The 25,821-nt window shown below is 55.2% G+C and carries 25 protein-coding genes and 2 riboswitches; of the genes, 1 reads left to right on the top strand and 24 read right to left on the bottom strand.

All coding sequences use genetic code 11. The features are described 5' to 3' along the window. Positions 1–79: 79 nt before the first annotated feature. The 19 genes from AC2VLR_RS00680 to AC2VLR_RS00590 form a co-directional block, all read right to left on the bottom strand. Positions 80–2,194 (bottom strand): proton-conducting transporter transmembrane domain-containing protein, encoded by a 2,115-nt coding sequence (locus AC2VLR_RS00680; RefSeq protein ID WP_486880407.1) that lies wholly within the window; start codon positions 2,192–2,194, stop codon positions 80–82. After that, the gene (locus tag AC2VLR_RS00675) at positions 2,194–2,937 is read right to left on the bottom strand and encodes an NADH-quinone oxidoreductase subunit B family protein (RefSeq protein WP_486880406.1); all 744 of its coding nucleotides are present in this window, start codon (positions 2,935–2,937) and stop codon (positions 2,194–2,196) included. Before AC2VLR_RS00675 ends, AC2VLR_RS00680 begins: the two co-directional genes overlap by 1 nt. Beyond that, a complete protein-coding gene (locus tag AC2VLR_RS00670) occupies positions 2,937–4,514 on the bottom strand; it encodes a hydrogenase large subunit (RefSeq protein WP_486880405.1) in 1,578 nt (525 codons plus the stop codon). The genes AC2VLR_RS00675 and AC2VLR_RS00670 overlap by 1 nt, the downstream gene beginning before the upstream one ends. Continuing rightward, on the bottom strand, positions 4,511–5,992 hold the full coding sequence (locus AC2VLR_RS00665) for a proton-conducting transporter transmembrane domain-containing protein (protein WP_486880404.1): 1,482 nt from the start codon (positions 5,990–5,992) through the stop codon (positions 4,511–4,513). The genes AC2VLR_RS00670 and AC2VLR_RS00665 overlap by 4 nt, the downstream gene beginning before the upstream one ends. Next, positions 5,982–6,659, bottom strand: a complete 678-nt coding sequence (locus tag AC2VLR_RS00660; protein WP_486880403.1) for a hypothetical protein — start codon at positions 6,657–6,659, stop codon at positions 5,982–5,984. The genes AC2VLR_RS00665 and AC2VLR_RS00660 overlap by 11 nt, the downstream gene beginning before the upstream one ends. Further along, positions 6,659–7,621, bottom strand: coding sequence for a respiratory chain complex I subunit 1 family protein (locus AC2VLR_RS00655; RefSeq protein WP_486880402.1), 963 nt, complete (start codon positions 7,619–7,621; stop codon positions 6,659–6,661). The genes AC2VLR_RS00660 and AC2VLR_RS00655 overlap by 1 nt, the downstream gene beginning before the upstream one ends. Next, positions 7,618–8,142 carry a hypothetical protein gene (locus AC2VLR_RS00650; protein WP_486880401.1) on the bottom strand — a complete coding sequence of 175 codons (525 nt, stop codon included), beginning with the start codon at positions 8,140–8,142 and terminating at the stop codon, positions 7,618–7,620. The genes AC2VLR_RS00655 and AC2VLR_RS00650 overlap by 4 nt, the downstream gene beginning before the upstream one ends. Continuing rightward, complete coding sequence (locus AC2VLR_RS00645; protein WP_486880400.1) at positions 8,139–8,426, bottom strand: DUF211 domain-containing protein; 288 nt, start codon at positions 8,424–8,426, stop codon at positions 8,139–8,141. Before AC2VLR_RS00645 ends, AC2VLR_RS00650 begins: the two co-directional genes overlap by 4 nt. 15 nt (positions 8,427–8,441) lie before the next feature. Next, positions 8,442–8,687 carry a hypothetical protein gene (locus AC2VLR_RS00640; protein ID WP_486880399.1) on the bottom strand — a complete coding sequence of 82 codons (246 nt, stop codon included), beginning with the start codon at positions 8,685–8,687 and terminating at the stop codon, positions 8,442–8,444. Positions 8,688–8,774: 87 nt separating this feature from the next. Continuing rightward, positions 8,775–8,837, bottom strand: a riboswitch (Fluoride riboswitch). A gap of 67 nt (positions 8,838–8,904) precedes the next feature. After that, positions 8,905–9,291 carry a HEAT repeat domain-containing protein gene (locus AC2VLR_RS00635; protein WP_486880398.1) on the bottom strand — a complete coding sequence of 129 codons (387 nt, stop codon included), beginning with the start codon at positions 9,289–9,291 and terminating at the stop codon, positions 8,905–8,907. Then, positions 9,288–9,605, bottom strand: a complete 318-nt coding sequence (locus AC2VLR_RS00630; RefSeq protein WP_486880397.1) for a DUF190 domain-containing protein — start codon at positions 9,603–9,605, stop codon at positions 9,288–9,290. Before AC2VLR_RS00630 ends, AC2VLR_RS00635 begins: the two co-directional genes overlap by 4 nt. A 14-nt stretch (positions 9,606–9,619) precedes the next feature. Next, a complete protein-coding gene (gene crcB / locus AC2VLR_RS00625) occupies positions 9,620–9,997 on the bottom strand; it encodes a fluoride efflux transporter CrcB (RefSeq protein ID WP_215842338.1) in 378 nt (125 codons plus the stop codon). Between the two features lie 18 nt (positions 9,998–10,015). Beyond that, the gene (locus AC2VLR_RS00620) at positions 10,016–11,974 is read right to left on the bottom strand and encodes a proton-conducting transporter transmembrane domain-containing protein (RefSeq protein ID WP_486880396.1); all 1,959 of its coding nucleotides are present in this window, start codon (positions 11,972–11,974) and stop codon (positions 10,016–10,018) included. Continuing rightward, entirely contained in the window at positions 11,964–12,755 is a 792-nt protein-coding gene (locus AC2VLR_RS00615; RefSeq protein ID WP_486880395.1) for an NADH-quinone oxidoreductase subunit B family protein, read from the bottom strand. Before AC2VLR_RS00615 ends, AC2VLR_RS00620 begins: the two co-directional genes overlap by 11 nt. A gap of 9 nt (positions 12,756–12,764) precedes the next feature. Beyond that, the gene (locus AC2VLR_RS00610; RefSeq protein ID WP_486880394.1) at positions 12,765–14,270 is read right to left on the bottom strand and encodes a hydrogenase large subunit; all 1,506 of its coding nucleotides are present in this window, start codon (positions 14,268–14,270) and stop codon (positions 12,765–12,767) included. Beyond that, the gene (locus AC2VLR_RS00605; RefSeq protein ID WP_486880393.1) at positions 14,267–15,730 is read right to left on the bottom strand and encodes a proton-conducting transporter transmembrane domain-containing protein; all 1,464 of its coding nucleotides are present in this window, start codon (positions 15,728–15,730) and stop codon (positions 14,267–14,269) included. The genes AC2VLR_RS00610 and AC2VLR_RS00605 overlap by 4 nt, the downstream gene beginning before the upstream one ends. A 2-nt stretch (positions 15,731–15,732) precedes the next feature. Next, complete coding sequence (locus AC2VLR_RS00600; RefSeq protein ID WP_486880392.1) at positions 15,733–16,413, bottom strand: hydrogenase; 681 nt, start codon at positions 16,411–16,413, stop codon at positions 15,733–15,735. A 9-nt stretch (positions 16,414–16,422) separates the two neighbouring features. Continuing rightward, on the bottom strand, positions 16,423–17,364 hold the full coding sequence (locus AC2VLR_RS00595) for a respiratory chain complex I subunit 1 family protein (RefSeq protein ID WP_486880391.1): 942 nt from the start codon (positions 17,362–17,364) through the stop codon (positions 16,423–16,425). A 54-nt stretch (positions 17,365–17,418) separates the two neighbouring features. Further along, positions 17,419–17,482: riboswitch (Fluoride riboswitch) on the bottom strand. Between the two features lie 52 nt (positions 17,483–17,534). Then, on the bottom strand, positions 17,535–18,680 hold the full coding sequence (locus AC2VLR_RS00590) for a serine hydrolase domain-containing protein (protein ID WP_486880390.1): 1,146 nt from the start codon (positions 18,678–18,680) through the stop codon (positions 17,535–17,537). 246 nt (positions 18,681–18,926) lie between these two features. On the opposite strand from AC2VLR_RS00590, the gene AC2VLR_RS00585 reads away from it, so the two are divergent. Continuing rightward, positions 18,927–19,994, top strand: coding sequence for a linear amide C-N hydrolase (locus AC2VLR_RS00585; RefSeq protein WP_486880389.1), 1,068 nt, complete (start codon positions 18,927–18,929; stop codon positions 19,992–19,994). A 27-nt stretch (positions 19,995–20,021) separates the two neighbouring features. Here AC2VLR_RS00585 and AC2VLR_RS00580 read toward each other — a convergent pair whose 3' ends face one another. The 5 genes from AC2VLR_RS00580 to AC2VLR_RS00560 form a co-directional block, all read right to left on the bottom strand. Beyond that, positions 20,022–21,242, bottom strand: a complete 1,221-nt coding sequence (locus tag AC2VLR_RS00580; protein ID WP_486880388.1) for a mannosyltransferase family protein — start codon at positions 21,240–21,242, stop codon at positions 20,022–20,024. Between the two features lie 5 nt (positions 21,243–21,247). Beyond that, the gene (locus AC2VLR_RS00575) at positions 21,248–22,960 is read right to left on the bottom strand and encodes an ArnT family glycosyltransferase (RefSeq protein ID WP_486880387.1); all 1,713 of its coding nucleotides are present in this window, start codon (positions 22,958–22,960) and stop codon (positions 21,248–21,250) included. A gap of 167 nt (positions 22,961–23,127) precedes the next feature. Continuing rightward, positions 23,128–23,427 carry a hypothetical protein gene (locus AC2VLR_RS00570; RefSeq protein WP_215842348.1) on the bottom strand — a complete coding sequence of 100 codons (300 nt, stop codon included), beginning with the start codon at positions 23,425–23,427 and terminating at the stop codon, positions 23,128–23,130. A 143-nt stretch (positions 23,428–23,570) separates the two neighbouring features. Next, entirely contained in the window at positions 23,571–24,659 is a 1,089-nt protein-coding gene (gene cydB / locus AC2VLR_RS00565; RefSeq protein ID WP_486880386.1) for a cytochrome d ubiquinol oxidase subunit II, read from the bottom strand. 68 nt (positions 24,660–24,727) lie between these two features. Then, positions 24,728–25,821 (bottom strand): cytochrome ubiquinol oxidase subunit I (locus tag AC2VLR_RS00560; protein WP_486880385.1); only part of this gene is annotated, 1,094 nt, incomplete at its 5' end.

Raw genomic sequence — 25,821 nt, 5'->3', positions numbered from 1 at the left:
ATGAATTTCGGCAAGTTCCGGGTACGCATAGAACTGCCACTATGGTTTAATTATAGAACAAAGCATTTACTCCCAGACTTCACGGGGATCCTGCGACAATGATCAACACCAGTACCAGGGCGATCAGGATGTAGCTGGCATAGGTATTGACCCGGCCTTTGTGCATTTTGGCCAGTAATGCGGCAATCCGCATGGCGCTTTGAATAACAGGTTGAATCACCAGGCGTTCGGAGATGTTGGTGATGATCTGGTGATAGCTGCGGGTCAGCACAAAAGCACCCTGACGTTCTTCTTTTTCTTCCATCAGTGGATGAAAAAATCCCTGAAAGACAGCCCGGACCGGCGCGGCAAAAGTGGTGGCCGTGTACGTCATTTCCGGGCGCAAGCGTGTCAGTCCGGCATCCCAGAGGGTGTTGCGGCTGACCTGATGTTTACGGCGACGCAGGCCGCGCGCCAGCACCCATACCGTTCCGAGCATGAATATCAGCACAAGAAAAGTCAGTAACGTGGACATGGCATAGACCACCGGTGCGTTGCCCTGATTCAAATGCATGACCACGAGGCTGCGTAGCGGCAGGAAAGTCGCTCCCAGATTGGCGCCGATGGGATCCAGGGCGTGCCTTACGGCCAGGGGAACCTGGCTGGGCATCCGGAAAAAATCGGGCACGAGGGAAGCGGTAGGATTGGCCCCCAGAAGGGGGGCTGCCAGACGGGACAGAACGGGCAGGATCAGGGTGGCCGCAAGGCCCAGCAATAAGGCGAGCAGGGCCAGCAAGCCCATGGGTATGACCACAGTCAACGGTGCTTTTTTTGCCGCGCTGGCATGGGTGGAACGGGGTAATCCCATCAGAGCGCTGCCGGGGAGCATGATAAAGCAGGTCAGAGCCAATCCCGAGGTGAGGGCCAGCAAGGCCCCGGACAGAGCGAAAGTGATCCGCACGGGAATGTCCGGTATTTCCACCACGCGCAGCAACGACTCCAGCAATAACCATTCACTGACAAAACCGTTGAAAGGAGGCAGGGCGGCAATCGCAAAAGCGCCGAGGAGAAAAAACGTGCCCAGAGCGGGTAGCCGCTTCATCAGGCCGCCCAGTTCATCCAGATTATGGGTGCCGGTGCTGGCGTCTATTCCCCCGGCTCCAAGAAAAAGCAGGGTCTTGAAGGTCGAGTGATTGATCATGTGATAGAGGCCGGCGACCATGCTGGCACCCCCCAAAAGCGGATGTCCATAGGCGGCAAAGGTTAGCCCCGCACCTATTCCGGCAGTGGCAATGCCCATGTTTTCCACAGAGCTCTGGGCCAGTAGGCGCTTCATGTCTTTTTCGACGAGGGCGTAAATAATGCCGATGAGCGCGGTCAGGGCGCCGCTGCTGAGAATGATCAGGCCAAGTTGCGGCAGGTGCAGGGCTATGGGTGCGTCAATGCGTAAAAATGCATACAGCCCCAGATTGAGCGTAGCCCCTGAGAGGATCGGGGAAGTGGAACGCGGAGCGGTGCCGTGGGCGGCGGGTAACCAGACATTGAGGGGGATGATGCCGGCTTTCATGCCGAATCCGAAAAATGCCAACAAACCCGCGACCATCAGCAGGGTCGGTGACATTTCCGGAACGGCACTGGCTATCGCTTCCAGTTGTGGAGAACCCGCAGCGGCGGCCAGTAACAGCAGACTGACCAGACCCGCAAGACTGCCCAGCTCGGATAAGGCGAGAGTCAGTAATCCAGCGGCAACAGGCTTGCTCTGCCGGGTTTCAAAGGTGATCAGACCCCAGATGGCCAACGCTGCCAGCTCCCAGCAGAAGATAAACGCAGCAATGCTGGCTGCCGAAAAAAAACCGATCATACTGGCGAGAGTCAGCATGACAATGGTCAGAAACAGCCCCCTTCTTGCGCTTGGATAAAGATTGGCATCGTGGGTCACGAAGGGGAGGGCGACGGCAAAAACACTGGCAGTGATGAGAATCAGCAGGCCGCCCAAGGGGGTTTGTACAAAATCCAGGGGACCGATGACCGGTAGCTGAAGGCTAATAAGCTGCTGATTGCGTACTGAGGCAATAGCCATGACACCTTGAATGCCTGACACAATACAGGCTGTGCTCATCAACACCCAAGCGAACAGGGCCGGTATGCGACGGCCGGGAATGAACGCCAGGATCGGACCGGCCGCAAAGAGCAGAAACGCAATGATGTAGAGCATCAGGGCTGTTCCTCCAGGGAGGCTGGAGCCACCCGTCCCACCAGACTCAACAAGCCGTGAATGATGGCGAGAGGCGGGGGTGGACAACCGGGCAACCATAAATCGACGGGAATGATTTTTTCCAGTCCGCCGGCACAGGCAAAGCTTTCCCCGAAAATGCCGCCATTGATGGCACAGGTGCCCATGCCCATGACTCTTTTGGGGGCAGGCATGGCGGCGTAGGCCTTGAGGATGGCAGTACGCATGGCATCGGTGATCGGACCCGCCACCAGGAGCACATCGGCGTCACGCGGGGTCGCGGTCACAAAAATACCGAGACGGTGAAGATTATAAGGGGGGGCATCGACCAGTCGGACTTCATTGACACAGGCCCCGCAGGCTCCTGCATCAATATATAAAACATGCAGAGAAGTCGAAAAGCGCGATCCCAGAACGGGCTGCGCAGAGGCTGTAGAAGCACCCCAAGCGAAATCCCGGGACCAGGGAAGGGCATGAGAACCTGTCCGGCAGCGTTGGCAATGAATGCAGCGGGAAAAATCCACCGCCACACCATGGTCAGCGGTCTCCCGTTGCTTGACGACTTGCAGGGCCTGGGTCGGACATTGTGCAGCACTTTCTTCGGGGTGCAGGCTCTGCGTCGCTCGCGGTCGTCCCGGGGTGATGCCGGCACTTTCCTCATCGCCATCGGGCCAGGATGTCGTGCTTATGCCTCTTTTCAATCCATAATAGGGCCAGAAGCTCATCAGCGATCGTTCTCCGCTACGGACAGGCCCCAGGTGGCCAGAATGATGGGAAAATCCTGGAATGCCGCCCCTTCAATGGCGCGTTCGAAGGCGTGCCAGTTTCTGAAGCCGGGTGTCCCGAGGCGCAGGCGCGTGATCAAGCCGTCTGCAGTGCAGCGCAGCCAGTGAAAAGTGGCGCCTGAGGGCGCTTCTACCCAGGCCAGGGCATGTCCTTCGCGCACCGGGCAGGGACTGTGTATGGGGCCGTCTGGTAAAAAGGGCAGCAAATCGAGGATCAGTTTGACGCTGATCCGGCTTTCGGCAAAAAATACCCGTAAGCGGGCGTAGCCATCGCCTTCTTCTTCCAACGGAACATCAGGCGCCAGGAATCCATACTGTCCATAAGGTAAATTGCGCCGCAAGTCGATGTTTCTGCCCGAGGCCCTGGCGATGGGGCCGACTACCCCGTAAGTTTTGGCCATCTGGCTGTCGAGCGTACCCATTTCTTCGATACGATCAAGAAAGCTGGAGCTTTCTTCCAGGTGCTGTTCCAGCGCACGCATGCGCTGATCGATGGCAGGCAGATTGTGGTGAAGTATTTCGAGAGCGTCTGTATTCAGATCTTCGCGGAGTCCTCCCGGCGTCAGGACGCCAAAAAAATAGCGATGTCCACACAGTCTGGCGCTGAGTCTGAGCAAATCTTCGACGATGCCTTGGGCCAGGGCCTTGGCCACGGACAGGGCCGTGGATCCGGCAATTTCGGCAATGTTGGCGGCATGATGACGGATGCGCTCCAGCTCGGCGAACACCATCCGCAATTGTTCGGCGCGGGGAGGTGGCTGACACGCGCCAATTTGTTCCAATGCCTGACAATAAGCCCAGCCATGGGCAAAGGCGGCAGCACCGGCAAAGCGTTCGGCCAGCAGCAGGCCCTGATCGACCGTGCGGCCTTCGGCAATTTTTTCGACCCCGCGATATTTGTAAAACAGTCGGGTATGGAGATAGCGGATCTGCTCACCCGGCGTTTCGAGCAGCCACAGCCCGGATTCATTGAAATCTCCCCAGACCGGACCGATGGGAAAAACGATAGCCCCTTCTTCCTGTAAAAGTCGGGGCGGCGCCCATTCTGCGCCAGTGCCATGGACATCCGGACGTTTGCCGCCGTCAAACTGGCGGCGCATGGGGTCCATCCCTTCCGGCCAGTCATCATCGTGCAATACAAAATCGCCCAGAAAGGGGTGACCGCTGAACCGCAGCCCATACAAATCCCAGGCCTCGCGTTCGTGCCAGTCAGCGGCGTGAACGGTATCGCTGATGGCCGGTAATTCTGCCCCCGCCTTGACGGCGACCTTCAGCTCGATCAATTTACCGGTGGCAGGTAGATAAAACAGATAATGCACCGTCAAATTTTCCTGATCGGCAAGTTCTTCCACCAGCAGGGTGGCAAATTCGGCCTCTTCTTTTTCCAGCAGATATCGGGTCAGCTTGGGTAACTGTTCTGCTGGACACATTATCTGTAACCACTGTTCGGAATGTTCGTGCCAGGACAGTGCAGAGTTGCTGTGCAGCACGGCTTGCAGTTCTATGGAAATACTCACCCTTGCACCTCCAGCAACTGCGCTGCTTCATGCACCAGATGAGCCAATGGTGGGGGAAGATAAAAGCCAAAAACCAGAACCGGGATAAAGGCAATGGCCATGGCCGCCAGGCTGCTGCGGGGAATTTTTATGGCAGGGGAGGGCTCATTCTGGGCCGTATCCGGTGTACCAAAGGCGATACGCGTAGCCTGGTAGGCCAGGGCAATGAAGGCGATCACTATAAAGATGGTCAGCAGGCCGGTGGGCAGATACTGACCGCTGCTGTAGCCGGTATCGAGAATTTCAAATTCCGACAGGAAAAGGGCAAAAGGCGGGGCGCCGGCAATGGCCAGGGTGCCCAGAATCAGCGCCCAGCCAACTGCCGGAGAACGGCTGATCAGCCCCCGCACCTTGGCAATTTCCTGGGTGCCAAAAATGATGCCGGCCAGGCCTGCCGCAAAAAAGCAGAAAGATTTGGTAAAGCCGTGGGCAAACAGTTGATAGAGGGTGCCCTGCTCATGAATAGCGGCGCCAATGCCGCAGGCAGTGAGGATGATGCCCATGTGTTCAATGGTCGAATAGGCGAACATTCTTTTGAAATCATGTACCTGTATCAGCATGAAGGCGGCGCTGCCGACGGTGATGAGTCCGGCGGTCATGTACCAGGCGGCTGGATCATGGATACCTGGATTGACCGCGAGTGCCGGATAGATACGTAACAACATGTAGAGGGCTGCGCTGGTTTCAACCCCGGATAACACGGCGCAGACCGAAGCGGGAGCCTGACTGTGGGCATCAGGGAGCCAGGTGTGCATGGGGACCAGACCGGTTTTGGCGCCAAAACCGATCAGCCATAATACAAAAGCCAGGAGCAGCAAAGGCGCCGACATATGGGGTGCGGCTTTCAGCAAGCCGTCCCAGGTGGGAGCCTGTCCGGCGGCATGGGTTCCATAGTACAGCATCAATACCCCGAGCAAGGCGATCATGGCCCCCATACTGGTCAGAGCCACATATTTCCAGGCGGCTTCCAGCGCTTCGGCGCGATCTTCATAAGCCACCAGAAATGCCGAAAAAACGGTGGTGAGCTCAATGGCAATCCACATGAGGGCCAGATTGGCTACCAGAGGGACGGCCAGAATGACCAGGGCAAAAACATTCATCAGCGGAAAATACTGGCGGTAACGCGGTTCTGCGGCGTCTTTGGCCTGTTCCTGTTGGCGGGCCCACAGGTAACCGATGGCATAAAGGGAGGAAGTAAAGTAAACAAAGCTCACCGGCAGCAAATACAGGGCACCCAGAGCGTCCAGATAAAACAGGCCATCGCTCCCGCTCAAGGGACCATGGGCTTCTACCTGCCAGGCTGCGGAAACCGCCAATAGCAGGGTAATAAAAGCGGCGAGCACACTGAAATAAGGTGCGGAACGCTGGTTTGCCAGGGCGAGCAAAGCGCCGCACAGGGGCACAAGCAGGATCAGTGCGGGCAGCCATTCAGTGTTCATGGAGCTTATCCAGAGTGCCCACGCGCGTGGAGCCGGTAACCCGGCGAATGCTGCGAATGAGTAGGCCAATCACCAGGGCGACAATGGGCACGTCCACCGCAGCGGCAATTTCGGCAATGACGGTCAGATTATGCACAATGGCGATGGAACCAAAAAAAGCACCATTTTCCATGATCAGCAGACCCATCATTTGCGCCACACTTTCGCGCCGCAAGGCCACAGTAAAGGCTCCCCACAGTACCATAATCAAACCCGTAGGCAGATTGATAGCGGCAAAGGGAACGTCATGCAATGTGGGTAAAACCGGGGCAACCGCAAACCAGCCGACCAGGGCAAAAACGGCGGCAACCAGGACCGAAGCAGGAATTCCCAAGGCCTGGTCCACTTCGCGGCGACCATAGACTTCTTCCCCGGCAGCCCAACGCAGTACCAGGGGAACGGCGATAACCTTGGTGACAAAAGTGATCAGGGCTACCCACAGCAGGTTGACCGTATGCAAGGCATCGGCAAGCACCAGGGCGGAAAGTGTCAGGGCGACCGACTGGCCCATGAAAAAGCGCAGGGAGGCGAGCATCTGGCGGGAGACCATGACGCCCAGTCCAAATACCACAAATAGCGCTGCGACGGATCCGGCAATACTGAGCATGATCGGACTGACGGTGATCATCAGGCAATTCCCGTCAGCCGGATGCTGACTGCAAAGAGGCAAATGATGAAAGCCACGGCGAGAAACTCGGAAATTCTGAACAGCCTTAGCTTCGCGAGGGTGGTTTCCACCAGGGCGAGAATGATGACAAAAGCCAGCAGTTTGAGCAGAACCAGACCCATTGCCGCCATGACCGTGGTCCAATGCGTGCTTTGGGCCAGTCCCCAAGGGGTGACGAGCACATTCACAAACACCAGCGCCAGCACCATGAGTTTGTTGGCCCCACCCCATTTCATCAATGCCGCGCTGGTCCCGGAATACTCCAGCCCTTTGGAATGGCCGATCATGGCGATTTCTACTTTTCCTGCTGGACTATCTACCGGAATACGGCCCTCATCGGCCAGTATCAACAGGAAAAAAGCGAGTATCACCATAAAATGGGCGGGCTGTAACATGCTGGCCCATGATGCCCCCCAGGTGGCAGTCACAAAATAAGGAATGGTGCTGTTGGCAACGTAAGACACGCTGAAAAACACCATGATGAAAACGGGTTCGGCGAGAAAACCTACCATATGGGTCCGGCTGGCGCCGACGGCGGCATAAAGATTGCCCGTATCCATGCCGCCCAGGGCCACAAAAAAACCGGAAATGGCCATGAGGAAACCCACGGCAACCATATCTCCCATAAAAGCAAAAAACAGGGGATAAGCCGTCAGAGCTGGTATCAGTAACACGACGAAGAGAGGCATCACAAAAGCGACAATGGGGGCAAAGCGGAATACCCAGGTAGACTGTTCAGAAATGACTTCATCCTTGGCAAAAAGCTTCCAGATATCGCGATAAGTCTGCCAGACGCTGACGCCACTTTTTCCCTGGATGATTTCTTCCAGACGGTGCAGTACGCCTTCTACCAGTGGCGAAAATAGCAGAATGAAACCGACTTGCCAGAGATTTAGCACCAGATGGGTCCAGAGTGCGCTCATGACAGCCCTACCTTGTAACCCAGGGCGGCCAGCAGGTCACCAATCCCCATCAACCCCAAAGCCCATTTCCAGCGCGCTCCCTGCACCCATTGACCCAGGGTAAGTCCTACGCCCAACAAGACAATATTGGCCGTCGCGAGAGGTAAAAAAATCCATCGGGGAAAGAGAACGGCCACGCTGAGCGGAGCCGCAGCGCCCATAAAGCTGCTGGCTGTGGCAATGCTGGCCATGTACCAGGAATCGCGCAGGGTTTGCAGACCCAATTGGCTTTTTTGCAGGTTTCTCGCGGAACGCATGTTGAGTTGTTTGGCCATATGGACCAGATCGTTTCTGAGCCCGGCATATTCCGCGACCCACAAGGGCAGAAAGCCTGATGCGGAAGTGATGATCCCAATTCGTAAAGCCTGCCAGACGTCAACGCCACCACTCATCATTTTTTGGCTGGCGAGTACCAATGCAGTGCAGGTGCCATCAGCGAGCCCCAGAACAATGGGAAATATTTCCCGTGTCGAGATTTTCATTTGCTGGCTCGTCGTCGATATTCGACCATGCGCTCGCCTACTACCAGTTCTTCAATGCCATGTACTGCCGCCCCGGCGTGTTCAATGGCCTGGATCAGGTTGTTCAGATCAATATTATCGCCTTCCACATTGATCAGCGTGCCGACGGTTTCCTGGTCTACTTCTTCGACAGAAATATTGAAAGCTTCTACCCCGGCAACCCGATCAATGGCAGCGGCAATGTCCTGCAAACTGGGCTGGGCAAAAGCCTTGTCTACATCAAGAACTACTCGACGAATACGCATCTTATACCACCCCGCTTAACAAACCGGTTTGCGCAGAATCCATTCGATATCCTCAATAATATCTCTATAACTGCAGGGATGTTGATAGTGACCAATAAATTCGCAATCCGTTTTGACGGATTTCTGGAGAGAAGAATGTAAAATCATGGGCAGAACATGGGCTGTTCCACTGGCGCATATCCACAAATCTACACCAGACCGTGAGTATTCTTCGGCTTTTCGGGAAACTCGGGTGGCCAGCGCTTCTACCGATTGCTTCAAAACTATGGGCTGTTTTGGACGCAAATTTGGTACTGTAAAAGATTGCGATGATGACAAATTACCCTCCACATGCCAAACTTTAATTCGGTCAATGTAGAAGTCATCAGCCACAAAGGCGGTTATTTGGTGGACTTCATCACCATCAATTAATTGTACAAAATTAAATCATTTCAGTCAAATTTAATTCCCCAAATTATACTACAGTATATATTAAAATTCACGATAATACGGACAGCTTTTCGACCGCTGAAACCCTGACGGCATGCGCGGGGTGATGGCTGAGTTTCTCCAGTGCTTCGCGTTTTTCTGATCCGGACGGAAGACGTTCAATGGCATCCAGCACTGCCATACCCTGAACGACATCCACGGGATACCGGGCCGCACAATCGGCCAGAGGGCCCGCCGCTTCCGGACGCTTCTGGTTAGCCAGGCTGAGAATGGCGCCCATCCGTACTTCAGAATGGGGGTTGCGCAGAGCCCAGATCAGTCGATCAAAATAGGGCGTTTCCCGCTCCCAGCGTTCAATGTCACGGCCACATAGCGGACAGATGACACTGCCAATGGGAATTTCGGCATAACAGAGCGGACAGTAGTGATGATTCATGCACAGCCGCAGTCGGCTTCCCAGCGTAAAATATGATTACCGGGAACCAGCTCCAGCAGGTGTGGCATCACCGCATCCACGGTTTCCGGCTCATCAAAAAACTCCAGGACCAAAGGTAGATGGACATTCAGGCGCAGAACATCATCAGCATGGACCACTCCTTTGCTGCCAAAGCCGGCAATACCGCGAAAGGCCGTCACGCCATGGACTTTGTACTGATCATGGAGCATGCGAAATATTTCCTCCATCAGGTTATGACCGCCATGTTTGTCGCCTTCTTTGATGTAAATTCGCACTACAGAAACGCTGGTCATGATTGTTACTCCTCTCAGATACTGCGGGATATCCAGGCACCGGCAAATGCCGCTGCCACACACAGGAATAGTGAAGCAAACATGTAAATCAGAGCCTTGACGGTATCGCCATTTTCAAACAGTACCAGGGTTTCCAGGGAAAATGTCGAGAAAGTGGTGTAGGCACCCAGACCGCCGGTGAGCATGCCGGTACGCAATTCCGGACTGAGGGAAATGCGCTCCAGGGTTTCAAAAAACAAAAAACCCATGATGAAGCAGCCCATGATGTTGATGCTCAGTGTGGCCCAGGGGAAATCTCGTCCAAATACGGTTTGCACCAGCAAACTCTGACCATATCGAGCCCAGGCACCCAATACTGCAAATATGGCAATGAAGCCGAAGGTGGCAAACATTTCTACTCCTTAACTGAATTAAATATAAAAAACACTCGCAAAAATGATAATCAGCAATAATCCTATATAAGCCAGATAAGCATTCAAGGAACCATTTTGCAGAGCCAGTCCGATGCGATCACTCAAAAACTGAATGAAGCGCACAATCGGCCGGAATAACCAGGGACCGAATACCGGCGCTTGGCTATAATCAAAATGCAGTTCCCGCACAAAATAATTACGTTCCGTATGGCTTCTGCGGGTGTTGGTACTGGGTCGATACACAAAGCTGTAAAATTCCCGCAAGGCATTGGAAAAAGCCAGGGCGGTCACTGCATTATTGGCCGGAATCTGCCGCAGACCATGTCCCCAGACCGGCACCCGTTTGCGGCCCTGACGGAGATGACTCCAGCCCAGCAGCGCCAGGGGAATGAGCGACAACAATAGGCCCATCAGCAGCAACAGCGGCGGGGAAATAAAGGCGAAATGGAAGCGCAGGGGAATCAGAATCGGCCCTTTCACCATGGCCTGCAGAGCGGCCGGTTCGGCTGGCCAGTTGTCCTGGGCGAGGAAACCCAGCGTCCAGGGCAGGGCTGCGGCATAGGCCAGCACCAGCAAGCCGAGACCGAGAATCGGCCAGCGTCCGGAAACGGGTTGATGATTTTCCTCACGGCCCAGAAGGCCCAATCCAAACACTTTGATCATGGTGGCCAGGGCGATGGCGGCAGTCAGTGCCAGGCCGGCGCCACCGAGGGCCAAAGTGACCCGGGCAGCAGAGCTGCTCAGGTGAAAATCCTGGAATACGGTCTGGAATAAATACCATTCACCGGCAAAACCGGCCGTGGGTGGCATGGCGGCCAGGCTCATGGCACCCAGCAGCGCACCGATGCCGAGAGTCCAGGGAGCCATTGCCAATAGCCGGCTTTGGGCAATGACATAGCTTCCCCGGACACCGGCAACCCGGTCCGCGCTGAGCATCATGCTGCCCTTGGCGAGACTGTGACCACCCAGATGGATGAGTCCTACGGTCCATGCCAGGGTAGAGAGCATGGTGAGCCCATCCGCCCGGAACAGGGACGCCGCACCCAGGGCAACCACGGCGAGTCCGGCATTTTCAGCGGTGGAAAAAGCCAGCAGACGCCGCCAGTCTTCCTGTTGAAAGGCATATAAAATGGCGAGAATGGCGGTGATAGTTCCCAGGGCCACCAGCAAAATACCGGTGCCGGTCGCACTGCTGCGCGGTAACCAGTCGAGCATGGCCCTCCCTAGGGCAAAATAGGCGACATTGAGCACAATACCCGACAGCAAGGCTCCGGAAGCACCACTGCCGCTGCCATAAGCGCCGGGATACCACTCATAGAAGGGCAGGATGCCGAGCTTGGCGCCAAAACCGATGATAAAGAGAATGGCAATACCGAAGGCGGCGGATCCATAGCCTGCCCATGCGCCCGCCCAGCTGGCAAACTCCGTGTTGTGGGCGCCAAGCAAAAGCAGGCAGAGCAGCAGGGCGACAGCACCTACCTCCAGCAGGGCCAACATGTATAAATTGGCCTGGCCACCTTTTTCGTCTTGCTGCAAGCCGTCGGCCAGAAGCATGATCGCACCGCCGAAGCTTAGAAATTCCCAGGCGATCAAAAAAGCAATGCCTTCCTGCAGGCCGGCAATGCCCAGGCATCCCAGCAAGGCGAGACCCGCCCCGGACATCCAGATACCGGGATTTTTGGCGCGGCTCGGCGACAGAAAAGCTGCTAGTGCGGCGAGCCCCCCCCAGAATATCAACCAGGCAGCCGCTGCTTGCAGGTGCCAGGTGACGGTAATGTCACCCAGTGACCAGAGCTGACCGGAGCTGTTTCCGGACGAAAGGCTGAGAACGCTGCCCGACAAGGTGGCCAGGGTGCCGATAATGAGGGCAATGCGCGCGCCTGGGGCCAGTCGCAGCAGGCCCAGGACGATGGCCAGGACAAAAAATCCGGCTGCCAGCAGAAAACTATTCAGCATATTGGCCTCCGCTGACACGTTGGGGCATGCGCTCCAGTAACAGCAGTAGTGCATGGATCAGGGCGGCGGGATTGGGTGGGCAGCCCGGCAGCCAGATGTCCACAGGAAGAATTTTTTCCAGTCCTGATCCCCCGGCATATCCGCCATCCATGGGCGCTCCCGAAACCGCGCAAGTGCCGGTGGCGATCACGCTGCGGGGTTCGGGCATGGCTTCCCAGGTCGCCAGCAGCACGTCGTGCATGGGCGCCGTCACCGGACCCGTCACCATGAGCAGATCGGCGAAGCGTGGGGAAGGGGTAAAGAAAATGCCGAGACGATGCAAGTTGTAAAAAGGATTATCCAGGGCGCTGATTTCCGCTTCGCAGGCATTACAGGAGCCGGCGTCCACATGGCGGATATGCAGGCTGCGCCGCTGGCTGGACGCAATGCGTTTGCGCAGGTGTTCCGCCTCATGACTTTCCAGAGCCGCTGACCAGGTCAGGTCGCTGCGCTGGCGAACGCCAAAGGCCCAGTCATAAGAGCTCTGCATGGCGCCTTCGGGACATTCTTCCACGCAACGCTGGCAGACAATGCAGCGTCCGTAATCAATGACCGGTTCAGCCTCTATCTGATGAATGGCCTGGGTAGGGCAACTGTTGACACAGAGGTCGCAACCGCTGCGGCATTTATCGATATCCAGACGCGGCATGCCGAGGACGCCCTCCTGCCCGTCGGAACCGCTGTGTGGCCAGCGGGTGGCGGCTTTGCCGGCTTTGAGTCCTGTCCAGGTCCATAGAGGCATGATTTTCTCCTAACGGTCGCAGCCGGCAATGGTGAGGCCGAAGCTGGCTTCGTTGATGGCGTAATCCATCATGTTGGTACCATGTACCGTCAGCGGGAATACGCGCCAGTTGGAAAATGACGGGGATTTGATTTTGACCCGTTGCAGTCGCCTGTCACGGATGCGCACGGCGTACATGAGTGTGCCCCGGGGGGTTTCCGCCCAGCCGAGGCCCTGCTGCTCTCCTGGAGGTGGCGCATATTCCGCCTGTACCGGACCGGCTTTGAGACGTCCGGATGCCTGCACCAGTAAGGCCAGGGCTTCGCGCAGGGATTCGGCGCGAACCTCGCTGCGCGCCATGGCATCCCCCTTCTCGCGGACGGGTACGTTAAAACGCAGCTTGTGATAAGCCGCATAGGGGTGATCCCGGCGTAAATCCCGGTCCAGCCCCGAGGCGCGGGCGACCGGGCCGGTAGCTCCCTGATCGAAGGCGGCTTCCCGGGAAAGTATCCCGGTGCCCATCAGGCGGTCCAGATGGGTCGCAGTCTGATGCAGACGATGCAGGTAAGCTTCGCCTTCGTCGATGATGCCTTCCAGGGCGCTGGCCAGATGTTCGGCGGCTAGATCCCGCCGCAGGCCACCCACGCAGAGCAGGCTGCGCAAATAGCGGGACCCCGTCAATTGGCCCGCCAGTTGTTTGACTCGCTCTTCCATCAGAAAGCCGGTGGCGGCCCCGACTTTGAGGGTGGTGGTTTTGGCCAGTTGGCCAAAATAGTGAAAATGATTATACAGTCGCTCCAGTTCCACAATGATGACGCGCAGCAGCTGCGCCCGCAGCGGTACTTCAATGCCCCAGGCATTTTCCACCGCCTGACAGTAGGCCAGGGCGTGACAGGCACTACCCACCCCCGATACCCGTTCAGCCAGATAGACGCTGCGCACGGCATCCTGCCCCGCAAAGCGTGCTTCCAAGCCCCGATGTTTGAAAAACAGCCGGGGATGATAATGAAGAATGGCCTCGCCAATGTAGGAGTAGTGGAATTCACCGGTTTCCACCACATCGCCACGTACCGGCCCCCAGTACAAATCCTGTACCTGATCACTCTGCACTTCGGGCATGCTGGGGGGCTCGTAACCTCCATGCAAATGACCTTGCAAATGGCCGTCTGCAGTCGTTCGGCCCAGAGGCGGCGGGGAGATGCTGAAACCTTCATGAATGATCAGGGGAAAGGGCTCGGGATGTCCGCTGAACTCAAGGCCACCCAGATCGTGCATTTCCCGTTCATACCAGCCTAAAAGCGGGACTACAGCAGCCAGGGAAGGCAGCGTATCGGTACCCCGCACTTCCAGCAGCACAAATTCCGCCTGGCCTTTTTGGCTGAGTAAATAACGGACCACACATTCCTGGTCCTCCCAGTCATGCCAAGCCATCAAAAAGCGCATCTGCTGATTCAGACATTCCCTGGCGACATCTACGAGTTGATCTACCGTAATCAGTCGGGTGCTGCACGAACTCAATGAACTCTCCATACTCATGGCTGCACCAGAAAGGCATGTTGAAAAAATCCCCACAATCCGGTGGGCCACCACAAGCCCAACACCAGTACCGGGATCAGTGCCAGCCACATGGGCAGAGTATTCCAGAGAGAGAGTTTCAGGGTCGGCGCCGTATCGGGTTCGGGTTCCGGTCCCCAGATCATCCGCCGGAAATGATTCATGAAAGCGGTAAAAATGAGAATGAGCAGAATCGCCATCACCCAGACCGCCCAGGGGTTGGGGCTGAGAATGCCACCACGGAGGATGGTCAGCTCCGACAAAAACAAGCCGAATGGCGGAGCGCCGGTAATGGCGACCGCGCCGAGCAGCCAGACAGTGCCGCTCACCGGATAGTAGCGCAGTACATGCCGCATTTTGCTCATGGATTTGGTGCCGTAAGCACGCATCATGTTGCCTGCCCCGAAAAACATCAGGGACTTGTTCAGGGAGTGATTGAGCATGTGGTACATGGCACCCGCAAAGGCAATGGCCCCGCCAAAACCGAAACCTATGGCCAGCACCCCCATATGTTCCAGGGAAGAATAGGCGAGCATGCGTTTGGCGCCATCCTGACGGACGATGAACAGTCCAGCCACGAACAGAGAAAGTACCCCCAATACCAGCAGGGCAGTGTGGCCCATGACGCTGTAACCACCGCTATCGACAATGGCCAGAAAGCGATAAATCCCGAGCAGGGCAATATTGAGCAAGGCGCCGGAAAGCATGGCGGACACCGGAGCCGGGCCTTCACTGTGGGCATCGGGAAGCCAGGTGTGCATGGGGGCCAGACCAACCTTGGTGCCAAACCCCACCAGAGTCAGGAGGAAGGCCAGAAAGAGCAAGGTTTCCGGCACCTTGGGGGCAACTTCACGGAGATTGGCCCAGGTCAGCGCATAAGTCGGTCCGAGCACGAAGGTGCCTCCCCAGTAAAACAGAATGATGCCGAGCAGGGCCAGGGCCAGTCCTGCAGACACCACAATCAGGTATTTCCACGCGGCCTCAATGCACTCCGCCTCTTTCTCGAAACCCACCAGAAAGGCACTGACAATGGTTGTAAAGTCAATGGCAATCCAGAAAATGCCCGGATTGTTCATCAACGGCGCAATGAGCATGGTCAGCGCGAAACCCGCCTGCAGGGCGTAGTATTTGTGGAGTCGCGGCTTTTCTTCAGGCAACAGGCGCATGTAGCCAATGGCATAAATGGAAGCCAGCAGGTACACCAATCCCACACAGAACAGCACCCAGGCCCCCAGCGGCGTCAGCAAAATGTAGCGGGCGCCGGTAACCAGAGGCTTATCGGGTGCGGCCACCAGAATGGCCAGGGTCAGCCCAAACACGGTGATGGACGTGAGCAGATTCAGATATTCCGCCAGACGCGGGCGGCGCAGGGCCAGCATCACGATAATGGCGACACCGGGGATGATCCAGAGCGCGGCAATCAGAGCAGCAAAATTGACCATGTTCAACCCACCAGTTTTTGCAGGCCACGACTGCTGGTGGTGCCGGCATGGGTCTGCAGGAAACGCACCAGCATACCGAAAGCCATGACAATGGTGAGCAGGTCGAAAATGATCACCAGTTCGAGCAGGGCTGGCATGCCCGGAACCAGAATCTGGGAGCCCAGAAAGATACCGTTTTCAATGACCAGTAAGCCGAGAATGTGACTGATGGCCTCGGAGCGTAAAATCATCATCAAAAAACCGATCAACTTGAGACTGAACATGCAGGTCAGGGCGAGAACGGCAATATTGTCGGTCAAGTGCAGGGCAATGCCGAGTTGCCGGGACACCTCGTAGGAGAAAATGACCAGCGCCGCACCCAGTATCATGCTGGATGAAGGTTTGAGCAGGGGGGTGAATTCCCGCTGGATATCCAGACGATTCACCAGACGGATGACCAGATAAGGCAGGAACGTTCCGCGAAACAAGGCAGTCAAGGCCGCGATAATGTAGAGCTCGGGGTAATGCCCGTAATAGCCAATGGAGGCGGAGATGGCGGCAATGGTCCAGGATTCTGCCGCGAAAGCGTACACATGATTTTTCAGCCAGTGGGAAGCCAGCATGACAAAGGACAGGACCAGGGCAAGGATGGCAAGCAGGCTGAACAGGGAGGTAGCCAGTGGACCCAGATGAAAGATCAGCATGTGCCGCTCCTAGAGTTGATCGGCCACAATGGCCAATACCGCGAAAAGAAAGGACAGTGCCAAAGGTTCCTGATAGCGATAGAAGCGCAGCCGGGACTGCATGGTATCCACGCCCACCATCAACAGTCCGATGAACCCGTATTTTGCGAGAATGATCAGCAACGCCAGCAGGACCGAAGGAAAACTGCCGGTGGTAGATAATCCCCAGGGAAACAGGAAGACATTGAGAAAAATCGTATAGAGGATGAATTGCTTCATCCACCCCGCCCATTTCAGCAAGGCGAGGAGTGGGCCCGAATATTCGAGAATGCGCGCCTCATCAATCATGTAGATTTCGTAGGGGATGGTGGAATGAATGGGCAGGCGGTCAGTTTCCACGGTGAGCAGAATAAAAAAGGCCAGAATCAGAAAAATATGTGCCGGACTCCAATAGGCCACGGGATTTTGGGCGAGCAGATGATTGGCCACAAAGGGCAGCATGGAGTGATCGAGAAAGGTGATGCCCACAAAAACCAGGATCAGGGTCGGTTCGGCCAGAATGCCCAGCATCACGGCGCGACTGGAGCCTAAGCCCCCAAAAGGCTGGCCGGTATCCAGCCCCGCCAGCAGGATAAAAAAACTGCCCAGGGTCAGGATCAGGCCGCCCCCCAGAATGTCCCCCATATCGGATAAGGGCAGGGGAAAGTTGGTCAGCACCGGGATGAGCATGGGGACAATCAGCATCGCTGTAAAAGCGACGACTGGTGCCCAAAAGAACACCCAGGTGGCAGATTCTGGAACCAGCAGGGATTTATTGAAAAGTTTCCAGAGATCCCGGTAGGGCTGGAAAATGGAGGGACCTTGACCGCGCTGGACGCGCTCTTCCACGGTGGTGATGAAACCGTGCAGCAGGGGGGCAAGCAACATGACTGTCAGCACTTGCCCGCATTGCAGAAGGATGGAACCCAGCATACTTCATCTCCCTTATCAGCTTTAATAACACCCAATACCCCAAGCTTGCACTTGAGATAGGTAGGAGTCATTAGCCTATAAAGGCGGTTATTGGGCGGAATCCATCGCCATAATTTGAGCTAATGATAGGCAGAGCGCGCAGATGGGTCAAGCTCCTACTGACGCTTCACTCACTGAGGGCGAGCATCGGCTAAAAAGATGGCGTGAGGACTAATGAAGCGGCTCAGATGCTGGGCCAGCCGGGCAGCAACCGATACGCCCTGGTCGGTGGCATCGGAGTTAAGAAAAATCACAATGGTGTCCTTGCTTTTGGGGGCATAGATGACCACGGATTCGTAACCCGCCTGACGGCTGACATTGCCAATCCAGCCGTTATTGTCCAGGGATCCCCAGCGATAATGTATAGGGGTGTTTTTTTCATCAGCGGAATGGGGCTTAAAAGAATTCAGAACCGGCGTGTAGGGTTGCAGGTTGGCATTGATCCTCGCCCAGCGCCGCATGTCCTCTGCGGACCCGGTCACGGCGCCTGCAGCCCAGAACTGTGAAGGATTCCAGGCGGTCGCAGATAATTTATTGGATTTATTGACTGTGTGACCGATTGCTTCCAGCAAGGGGTCGGCGAAGCTGGTCGAAAAATGGGTGTTGTGTAACTTGTGGGGTTGCAAAATCTGCTCGGCAATGACCCGGGACAAGGGCTTGCCCGTGACTTTTTCAATAATCAGGCCGAGAACGATGCTGTTGGTGGCAGAATACGCAAAGCGGCTTCCGGGCTTGAATAATAGGGGTTGTGCAAAACTGTAGTGCAACAGTTGCTCAGGACTCAAGCGGGTTTCCGGATGGGTTTTAATTTCCTGGATAAAAGCCGGGTCACTCAGGTAATCCGGCAGTCCGCTCCGCATCACGGCGAGGTCGGCCACCGTAATGATGTTACCCTCAGGAATACCTTGCAGGTACTGTGACACCGGGTCCTGGAGCTGGATTTTCCCGGCTCGGGCTAGTTTCAGGGCTGCGCGCACGGTCAAAGCGCTGCTGACCTGGCCGACCGGCATGAGCATGCGTGTGGTCATGGGGGTCTTTTTGGTTAAATCGGCGTCACCAAAAGCACGCAAATAGGCGGGGCGGCCATTTTGCCAGATGCCGACAATGGCTCCCGGCACGGCGGCCTTGTGCAGACTCTCGGCAATATATTGCGAATATATGGTGGTGGTATTGTGGAATCCGGAAAGTCCCGAAAAGCCTGTAGCCTGCGCCGATACCGCCGCCGTCATGCCCGATAACACTACGGCAGACAAGAAGAATCGTTTGATAAAAATCATGGCATTCAGGTCCTTTTGCAAGAGAGCTTTGACGGGTGAACGTGATGCAGCCGCGAATGTACCGGGTTACCGTTCCTTCCCTAGAATACCGCCAGCGCATCATTCAAACAAATGCAGCCCCTGAAGGGCGTCATGGATCAGTGATATGACCAGGATGTTTAAGGGTTTCATTGTGTAAGGATTTTAGCTATAAACCATCAATAGTAAATACAACAAATGGTTTTTATTCACAAAGAGGAAGTGACTATGAAAAAAAGGCTGAATTGGGTTTTATTGGGCGGGGTCGCGGCATTGCTGTCAGCGGGCGCGGCCAATGCCTGCACACGGGTGGTCTACCATGGCAAAGATGGTCTGGTCATCACGGGCCGCACTATGGATTGGAAAGATCCCATGCATTCACGGGTATGGATTTTCCCTCGGGGATTGGCCCACGAAGGCGGTGCCGGACGCAATTCCATTCACTGGACTTCCAAATATGGCAGTGTCGTGGTGACTTCCCTCCAGGCCGGGGTAAGTGATGGCATGAACCAGAAAGGGCTGGTGGCCAACATGCTATGGTTGGCGGGAAGCAAGTATCCTGATGATTGCGGCAAGGAACCGCGTTTGAGTATTGCCGCCTGGGCACAGTATTTCCTGGATAATTTTGCTTCGGTCAAGGAAGCAGTTGCCTCTATCAAGGCCCATCCGATGTGTGTCGTATCCGACCGGATTCCGGGTACGGATCGTTATACGACCCTGCATCTGTCCATTTCCGATGCCAATGGCAACAGCGCCATTTTTGAATATATTGATGGCAAGCTGGTGATCCATGAAGGACGGGAATATCAGGTGATGACCAATGATCCCGAATATTCGCAGCAGTTAGCCATTGAAAAATACTGGGATCAGATTGGCGGGACCACTTTCCTGCCAGGGACCAATCGTGCCGCTGACCGCTTTGCGCGGGCAGAATTCTATATTCATGCCATTCCCAAAACGGCCAATCAGTCTAAAGGGGTGGCAGAGGTGATGAGCGTGATGAACAACGTCTCTGTGCCTATGGGCATTTCCACGCCGGGGCAACCCAATATTTCCTCCACGCGCTGGCGGGTGGTGGCAGACCAGACCGGTCTGAAGTACTACTATAATCCGGTGGGTACTATGGATACTTTCTGGGTGAACCTGAATAAGGCCGATCTCAAAAAAGGAGCACCGGAGTTGCAATTGCCCATGGGTCAGGGGCAGGTTTATTCCGGTGATGTGACGGCAGATTTCAAGCCCGTCAGCAAGCCTTTTGAGTTTGTGTCCGTATCCCCGGAAAAAACGCAGCCCTGAGGTGCTTGCAGCAAAGGGTGATTTTGCCTAAAACGCCCAATGCCCGGATATGAAAAAGGCTGCCTGAAGAATGAGGGCAGCCGCTTCTGCAATCAGCAACAGGCGCGGCCAGATGCGTTGGGTCGCGCTCTGAAACAACCAACCTGCCGCCAGAAACAGGGGCAGGTTGAGATAAAGCAGGCGATAAGTGGATACGGGCCCCTGAGCGGCAGCCTGAAACCAGAGGTAAGCCCCAATCAGCGGGATGCTGATGATCAGCAAGGACCATTGGCGGCGTCGCCATAGCACTCCCAAAGTAGTCAGATTGGCCAGCAAGACCAAAGCGTTCATCAAAAAATAGACACTGCGTGCCGGGTTCAGTACCGTCGGCTGAAGGAGTAAAGACTGGATCAGCGGTGTATAGTCGCCACCCCAGAAGGGATAGAGCTCCAGGATGTTTTGCAGCTTTTGCAGTGGTGACAAATGGCCGATATACGGACCGTGGGCGACCACAAATGCCCAAGGGGTTCGGAACAGGTACCATTGATAAATCATGAACAATATGAGGCCACTGCAGGCAATAATGCCGAGGCCCAGGCTTTTCAACGCCGGGATCCATCCGGGATCTTGCCGGGCCGTCCAGAGGCGCCAAAGTACAACCAGCCAGGTGCCGAAGGCGAAAAAGACCATCAATGGCCCCGCCGCCGTGCCTATGCCGGCCCAGAGCGCAGCCTGAAAATGCCGTTGCCGGCGCAGGGCGAGTAAGGTGGCAATAGCCAGGCAGTTCATCAAGGACGTGGGATAAGCGCTGATAAAAAAAGCAGCGGCGGGATAGAGGGCGTAAGTCAGGGTGGCAAATGTGGCACTCCGGGCGTCCAGCCAGGCTTCGGCAAGACGTTGAAACAGAAGTACCGAGACTAACCCCCAAAAAATGGCCAGCCCGATACCAATGGCAGGTATCGGAATCGGCAAGATCATGCCAAGGCCTGCGCATATGGCCGGGTAGAGTGGAAAAAAGATGATGTTCTGGCCAAAATCAGCATGGGGTATGTACTGATAACCCTGAGTGGCAATATTCATATACCACTTGGCATCCCAGTTGATGAGCGCTTGCGCCAGCGAACCTGACACGGGATCAAGACCACGACTGAACAGGTAATAGCCGACCCAGGTTCCCACATAGATGGCCAGAGCACTGAGGGCGATGGCCAGAACGGAGCCGCGCCAGTTCTGCGCTGTTTTACGGATGGAAATACTGGGCCCGGGCATGCACGTTATTCCATGTTTCCGGGAACAGCATCCGGTACCCGGGGTTTATGATCGATGATTGCAGAATAAGTGCGCTTGCGGATGTCCAGCAAGCTGATTTTTTGGTGGCTGTATATTTCATAGGCGGTCATGAGCCGGGTCGTTTGGTAGCCTGGAGGCGTGCCTGCCCGGACCGCATGAACGTCTTTGGCAGGACACACCAGGTAAAGTGGTTCAGGACCCAACAGTGTAGATAATTGCGCCAAAGCAGTCAGATGATGGATGGGCATGTCGCCGCGCCCGGCATAAAACAGAAAACTTGGCTGAAACCAGTCCCAGGAGGCCAGCTGATAGGGACTGCTGCCTTGCACGGCGGCGATTGCACGGCCCATGGCCTGGGAGGGTTTGAGGGGATTGATGGCTGGAAGCACGCTGAATACCAGCAGTCCGCTCAATATGACACTACCGGTTCCTAGAGCTACCCAGGCTGCAGCCCAATATCGTCGCAGCATCAAAGCTCCCGCGATCAAGGCCGCGAGCATGTAAGGAAAACCGATGACGATCAAGGAGGGCAGATGCAGCTCTTGCAGGGGTAAAATCCAGGCCGCAAAAACGCTGAGAGCAAGACCCAGCAAAAAAAGAGTGCTCAGGGAAAAAAATACACCCCAGGGATGGGGAATGCTTTCCCGGGCACGGATTTTATTGAACCAGACTGCCAGCAGGATAAATAAAGGTGGGTAAGCTTCCCAGACATAATTGGGCAGTTTGGTGGCTGATAGGGTAAAAAAAGCGATCCAGAGCAAGGCCCAGATCAACAAAAACAGGGTTTTCCCATCATCCCGCAAAAGCTTTTGGCGCCGCTGCCCGATATCACCCATTACCTGGGGCAAAAAAATCGACCAGGGCAACATGCCCAGAAAAGTGCTGATGAGATAATAAAACCACGGCCCCCGGTGGCCTTGCATACTGTCATCAAAACGGCCGATATTTTGTTGAAAAATAAACAGGCGATCCCAGAGCCAGTGGGTTTCGATGCCCACTGCCAGATACCATGGTAAGGCGAGCATTAAAAACAGAGGAATGCCTGTAGTCAGCCGGCCGGCTTTCCACAAAAAAGATAATTGCTGCCGCAGCAGTAAAAATACGACGATAATCAATCCCGGTAACAGAAACCCGATAGGTCCTTTGTCGAGGGTGGCCAGTGCCATGGCCGCATAACTCAGATGAAGTTCGCGGGTCCGTATTGCCGGATCAATATAAGCGCGTAAATAGCTCAACAAGGCCACGGTGACCAGCAAAATCAGCAAGGGGTCAGGTGTGGCGCTGCGAAAAATGACAGTGCTGTGGAGCGCTGTGGCCGTGAGTATGCCACTGAGCAGGGCGACGGGTGCACCGTAGAGGCGGCGCAAGGCCATGATCAGGTAAAAAACCAGTAGGGCGCCGACCAGCGCCGAGCCTATGCGGAGTCCCCAGGCATTCATGCCCAGCAGACGGACTCCGGACCACATCAGCCAGTAATTCAATGCGGGTTTGTCGGGTAGCAGACGCTCATTGTAGATGGGCACTACCAGATTATGGGTGGCTATCTGTTGCTTCAGACTTTGCGCATAAATGGGTTCATCAATATCCCAGAGACTGGTATTGCCTGTGTCCCAGGAAAAAAACAGAAAAGCCAGAAAGAAAAGGGCGATAGCCTTGAGGAGAAAGCCCTGGGGCCGGTCAGCGCAGGAGACTGTCATCAGAATTGCCTGCCAGGAGGACGGCTAGCCAAGGGGTTTGCTATCAAGATGCGAAATTCCGGGAAGTACGAATAACGGACTATACGCGCTCTATCCCTTCAAACCAACGCCAGAGACTCCCCGTCTAAGATTTTCCGGAGGATTGCTTTTCGCTGGTTTGCTACGGCTCAGGAGGCGTTGAGCATATCTGGCGCGCAATGACGCAGGGTTTCCTTGAGCATCACAAAGTAACGCTGATAACGACTGATTTCCTGGTCCATTTGTAAAAGCTGATCCATCATCTGGTCGGGTTTTTCTGCGGGCAGACGCTGCATGATTTCCTGCCATTGATGGTTGATGCACTGGTGACGTTCTTCCAGGGCATTCAGTAAATCATCCAGATCCGGATTTTTTACGGAATGCGTGGACAGATGCTGTTCGGCGGCGAGTCCGAGCAATGCTGTAGCGTTCATGGGGCTTGATTTCATGAAAATCCCCTTGTCAGGTTAAGTTTCTGAGTGGTGAACTTTTTGACCCCTGCAATCGGGAAAAAGTTGCGCAGAGTCATAAAAAGGGCGATAAAAAACCGGCCATGCCGAAGCAGTGGCCGGTATGCTTTGAGAGAAAGTGATCAGTGGGCGCCGTAAACGCTCTTTTTGGTGAAGCGGCCCCGGAATACCCAGATCTGATACCAGTTATACATGATCATCACGGGGACAAAGCCGGTCATGAACAGGGTGAACACGGCCATGGAGTTGGCCGGGTTGGAGGCGGCGTGGACCGTCCAGGTACCCGGTACAATGTAGGGGAACATGGTAGCCCACATGGCAGCCCAGAGCAGAACTACTACCCCTTCACCCCAGAGTAACGCGGTGAAGTCGTGCTGCATGGAGTGGTTGGTCATGGATTTGAAAGCGAAGAACAGTACGATGACAAACCAGATGGCCCAGATCCACCAGTTGGGGCCGGTCCATTTGGCAGCTGCCCAGGGGAAGATGGCATAGGACCACACCAGGGTAATGACAATGGCTCCCAGGGCCAAAAAAGAAAACCAGTTGGTCCAGGACTTGGCGCGTTCGTGAATCACATCACCCGGCAAAAAGCGGGCACAGAGGAATAAACCACCAGCCAATCCGGCGGCAATGACCGCACCGACTCCGGTCCAGATGGAAAAGGGGGTCAGGAAGTCCATGGCGCCACCTGAATAATGCATGACAGGGGTCGTGAAGCCCCGGTCGGCAATGCCCTGCATGGCGATACCGGATTTCATGGGGAAACCCTGCAAGACCGCGCCCAGGGAAACCCCGGCGAAAAACGGTGCGGTCAAGCTGCCGAGGGCAAAAGCCCAACCCCAAATCCGTTTACTGCTACGGGCATGAATATGGAATTCAAAAGCAATAGCCCGTGAAATAATGCCCCAGAGAGCCAGCATCAGGGGAATCATCAAGAAGTTGAAGGCAGATCCATAAACCAAAGGAAAAGCGCCGAAAAGTACGCCTCCAGCGACCACCAGCCAGGTTTCATTACCATCCCAGAAGCCGGCCATGGATGCCATGATCGCACCACGCTCATCTTCATCTTTAGAAAATAATGCAAAAATGCCGGCGCCGAGGTCGGCTCCATCCAAGGCGATATACAACAAAAACATCAATCCGAGGATCATCCACCACCAGGTGGAGAGAGCAGATACGATGCGCACAATATCTGTACTGAGTTCCATAGTAATAACTCCGGTGACTTGTATCAGTAACGAAGGAGGGGTTTTCCCCTCCTTCGGACGGCTTTCTGTTAACGATCAGAATGCATCATGGGTTTGTGGGCAAAAGTTGGTGCAACATGACCACCCCCTGCCTGAGAAACCTCGTGATCTTCATCATGACCGTGGAACAGGGTATCTGAGTGAGGAATACCATCCACTCCTTTCTGGATAACGCGGGTGAAGAAGTACCAAGCTCCCGCCCAAACCACCAGCTCGAAGATGATATAGCCCACGAACCAGACGACTTCCTGAGCAACGCTCATGTTACTGACGCCTTCATAGGTGCGCATCATTCCGAACACGACCCAGGGCTGACGACCGACTTCACGAACCCACCAGCCGGTCCAAATAGCCAGGAAGGGAAGGAATCCGGAAAAAGTCACAGCACGCAGGAACCAAGGATGTTTACGTAGTTCTGTGGCAGTGAACTTACCACGTACTCTCAGCACATTTCCCCAGATTGCCACGAAAAACAGAAGGAAACCAATGCCTACCATCGCCCGGAAGGCGTAAAAGGGGACCCAGACATCAGGGCGTTCGTTGACCGGATACTGATCCATTCCGGTAACAACACCATTCCAGGTATGCGTTTCCAACAAACTCAGTACGTGTGGTATCTGGATGGAAAACAGGTTCTTGCCAGCTTCTACATCAGGAATGGCAATCAAGTTCCAGTCCGTATTGGGCTTTCCATCAGGCAAATACGTATGGAAATGTCCTTCCATGGCCGCCAGTGAGGTAGGTTGAGTTCTCGCTACGTCTTGGCCCGCACTGTCTCCAATATAGATTTGTAGAGGTGTGACCACTATTAAAGCCAAGATAGTAGGCTTTAACATCTTCGTGAAGAGCTCGGCATTACGATTTTTCAGAATGAACCAGGCGCTGACTGAGGCCATTAAAAACAGAGCCAGCTCGACGGTGGCTACCCACATGTGCGGGAAACCCCAAACGAAATTGTCATTGATAATGGCATGCCACCAGTTGGTGACCTGAAAGAGGCCATCCTTGAGAACAACCCCATTGGGGGTCTGCATCCAGGAGTTAGCGACCAGAATCCACATGGCCGAAAGACTGGAAGACAGGCCGACGTTGAAGGTGGCAAACAGATGCATGCCTTTACTGA

The organism is Acidithiobacillus sp. TH-A117 (assembly GCF_057473465.1).
This window is presented reverse-complemented; position numbering and strand designations above follow the sequence as displayed.

Bases quoted from the DNA above. Each gene is read 5' to 3' on its own strand.
- AC2VLR_RS00680 (WP_486880407.1), bottom strand. From the start codon at position 2,194: ATGCTCTACATCATTGCGTTTCTGCTCTTTGCGGCCGGTCCGATCCTG.
- AC2VLR_RS00570 (WP_215842348.1), bottom strand. From the start codon at position 23,427: ATGAAATCAAGCCCCATGAACGCTACAGCATTGCTCGGACTCGCCGCC.
- AC2VLR_RS00675 (WP_486880406.1), bottom strand. From the start codon at position 2,937: ATGAGCTTCTGGCCCTATTATGGATTGAAAAGAGGCATAAGCACGACA.
- AC2VLR_RS00600 (WP_486880392.1), bottom strand. From the start codon at position 16,413: ATGCTGATCTTTCATCTGGGTCCACTGGCTACCTCCCTGTTCAGCCTG.
- AC2VLR_RS00645 (WP_486880400.1), bottom strand. From the start codon at position 8,426: ATGCGTATTCGTCGAGTAGTTCTTGATGTAGACAAGGCTTTTGCCCAG.
- AC2VLR_RS00575 (WP_486880387.1), bottom strand. From the start codon at position 22,960: ATGACAGTCTCCTGCGCTGACCGGCCCCAGGGCTTTCTCCTCAAGGCT.
- AC2VLR_RS00630 (WP_486880397.1), bottom strand. From the start codon at position 9,605: ATGACCAGCGTTTCTGTAGTGCGAATTTACATCAAAGAAGGCGACAAA.
- crcB (WP_215842338.1), bottom strand. From the start codon at position 9,997: ATGTTTGCCACCTTCGGCTTCATTGCCATATTTGCAGTATTGGGTGCC.
- cydB (WP_486880386.1), bottom strand. From the start codon at position 24,659: ATGGAACTCAGTACAGATATTGTGCGCATCGTATCTGCTCTCTCCACC.
- AC2VLR_RS00585 (WP_486880389.1), top strand. From the start codon at position 18,927: ATGAAAAAAAGGCTGAATTGGGTTTTATTGGGCGGGGTCGCGGCATTG.
- AC2VLR_RS00580 (WP_486880388.1), bottom strand. From the start codon at position 21,242: ATGCCCGGGCCCAGTATTTCCATCCGTAAAACAGCGCAGAACTGGCGC.
- AC2VLR_RS00660 (WP_486880403.1), bottom strand. From the start codon at position 6,659: ATGATCACCGTCAGTCCGATCATGCTCAGTATTGCCGGATCCGTCGCA.
- AC2VLR_RS00615 (WP_486880395.1), bottom strand. From the start codon at position 12,755: ATGCCTCTATGGACCTGGACAGGACTCAAAGCCGGCAAAGCCGCCACC.
- AC2VLR_RS00635 (WP_486880398.1), bottom strand. From the start codon at position 9,291: ATGAATCATCACTACTGTCCGCTCTGTTATGCCGAAATTCCCATTGGC.
- AC2VLR_RS00590 (WP_486880390.1), bottom strand. From the start codon at position 18,680: ATGATTTTTATCAAACGATTCTTCTTGTCTGCCGTAGTGTTATCGGGC.
- AC2VLR_RS00610 (WP_486880394.1), bottom strand. From the start codon at position 14,270: ATGAGTATGGAGAGTTCATTGAGTTCGTGCAGCACCCGACTGATTACG.
- AC2VLR_RS00595 (WP_486880391.1), bottom strand. From the start codon at position 17,364: ATGCTGGGTTCCATCCTTCTGCAATGCGGGCAAGTGCTGACAGTCATG.
- AC2VLR_RS00605 (WP_486880393.1), bottom strand. From the start codon at position 15,730: ATGGTCAATTTTGCTGCTCTGATTGCCGCGCTCTGGATCATCCCCGGT.
- AC2VLR_RS00620 (WP_486880396.1), bottom strand. From the start codon at position 11,974: ATGCTGAATAGTTTTCTGCTGGCAGCCGGATTTTTTGTCCTGGCCATC.
- AC2VLR_RS00665 (WP_486880404.1), bottom strand. From the start codon at position 5,992: ATGAACACTGAATGGCTGCCCGCACTGATCCTGCTTGTGCCCCTGTGC.
- AC2VLR_RS00655 (WP_486880402.1), bottom strand. From the start codon at position 7,621: ATGAGCGCACTCTGGACCCATCTGGTGCTAAATCTCTGGCAAGTCGGT.
- AC2VLR_RS00650 (WP_486880401.1), bottom strand. From the start codon at position 8,142: ATGAAAATCTCGACACGGGAAATATTTCCCATTGTTCTGGGGCTCGCT.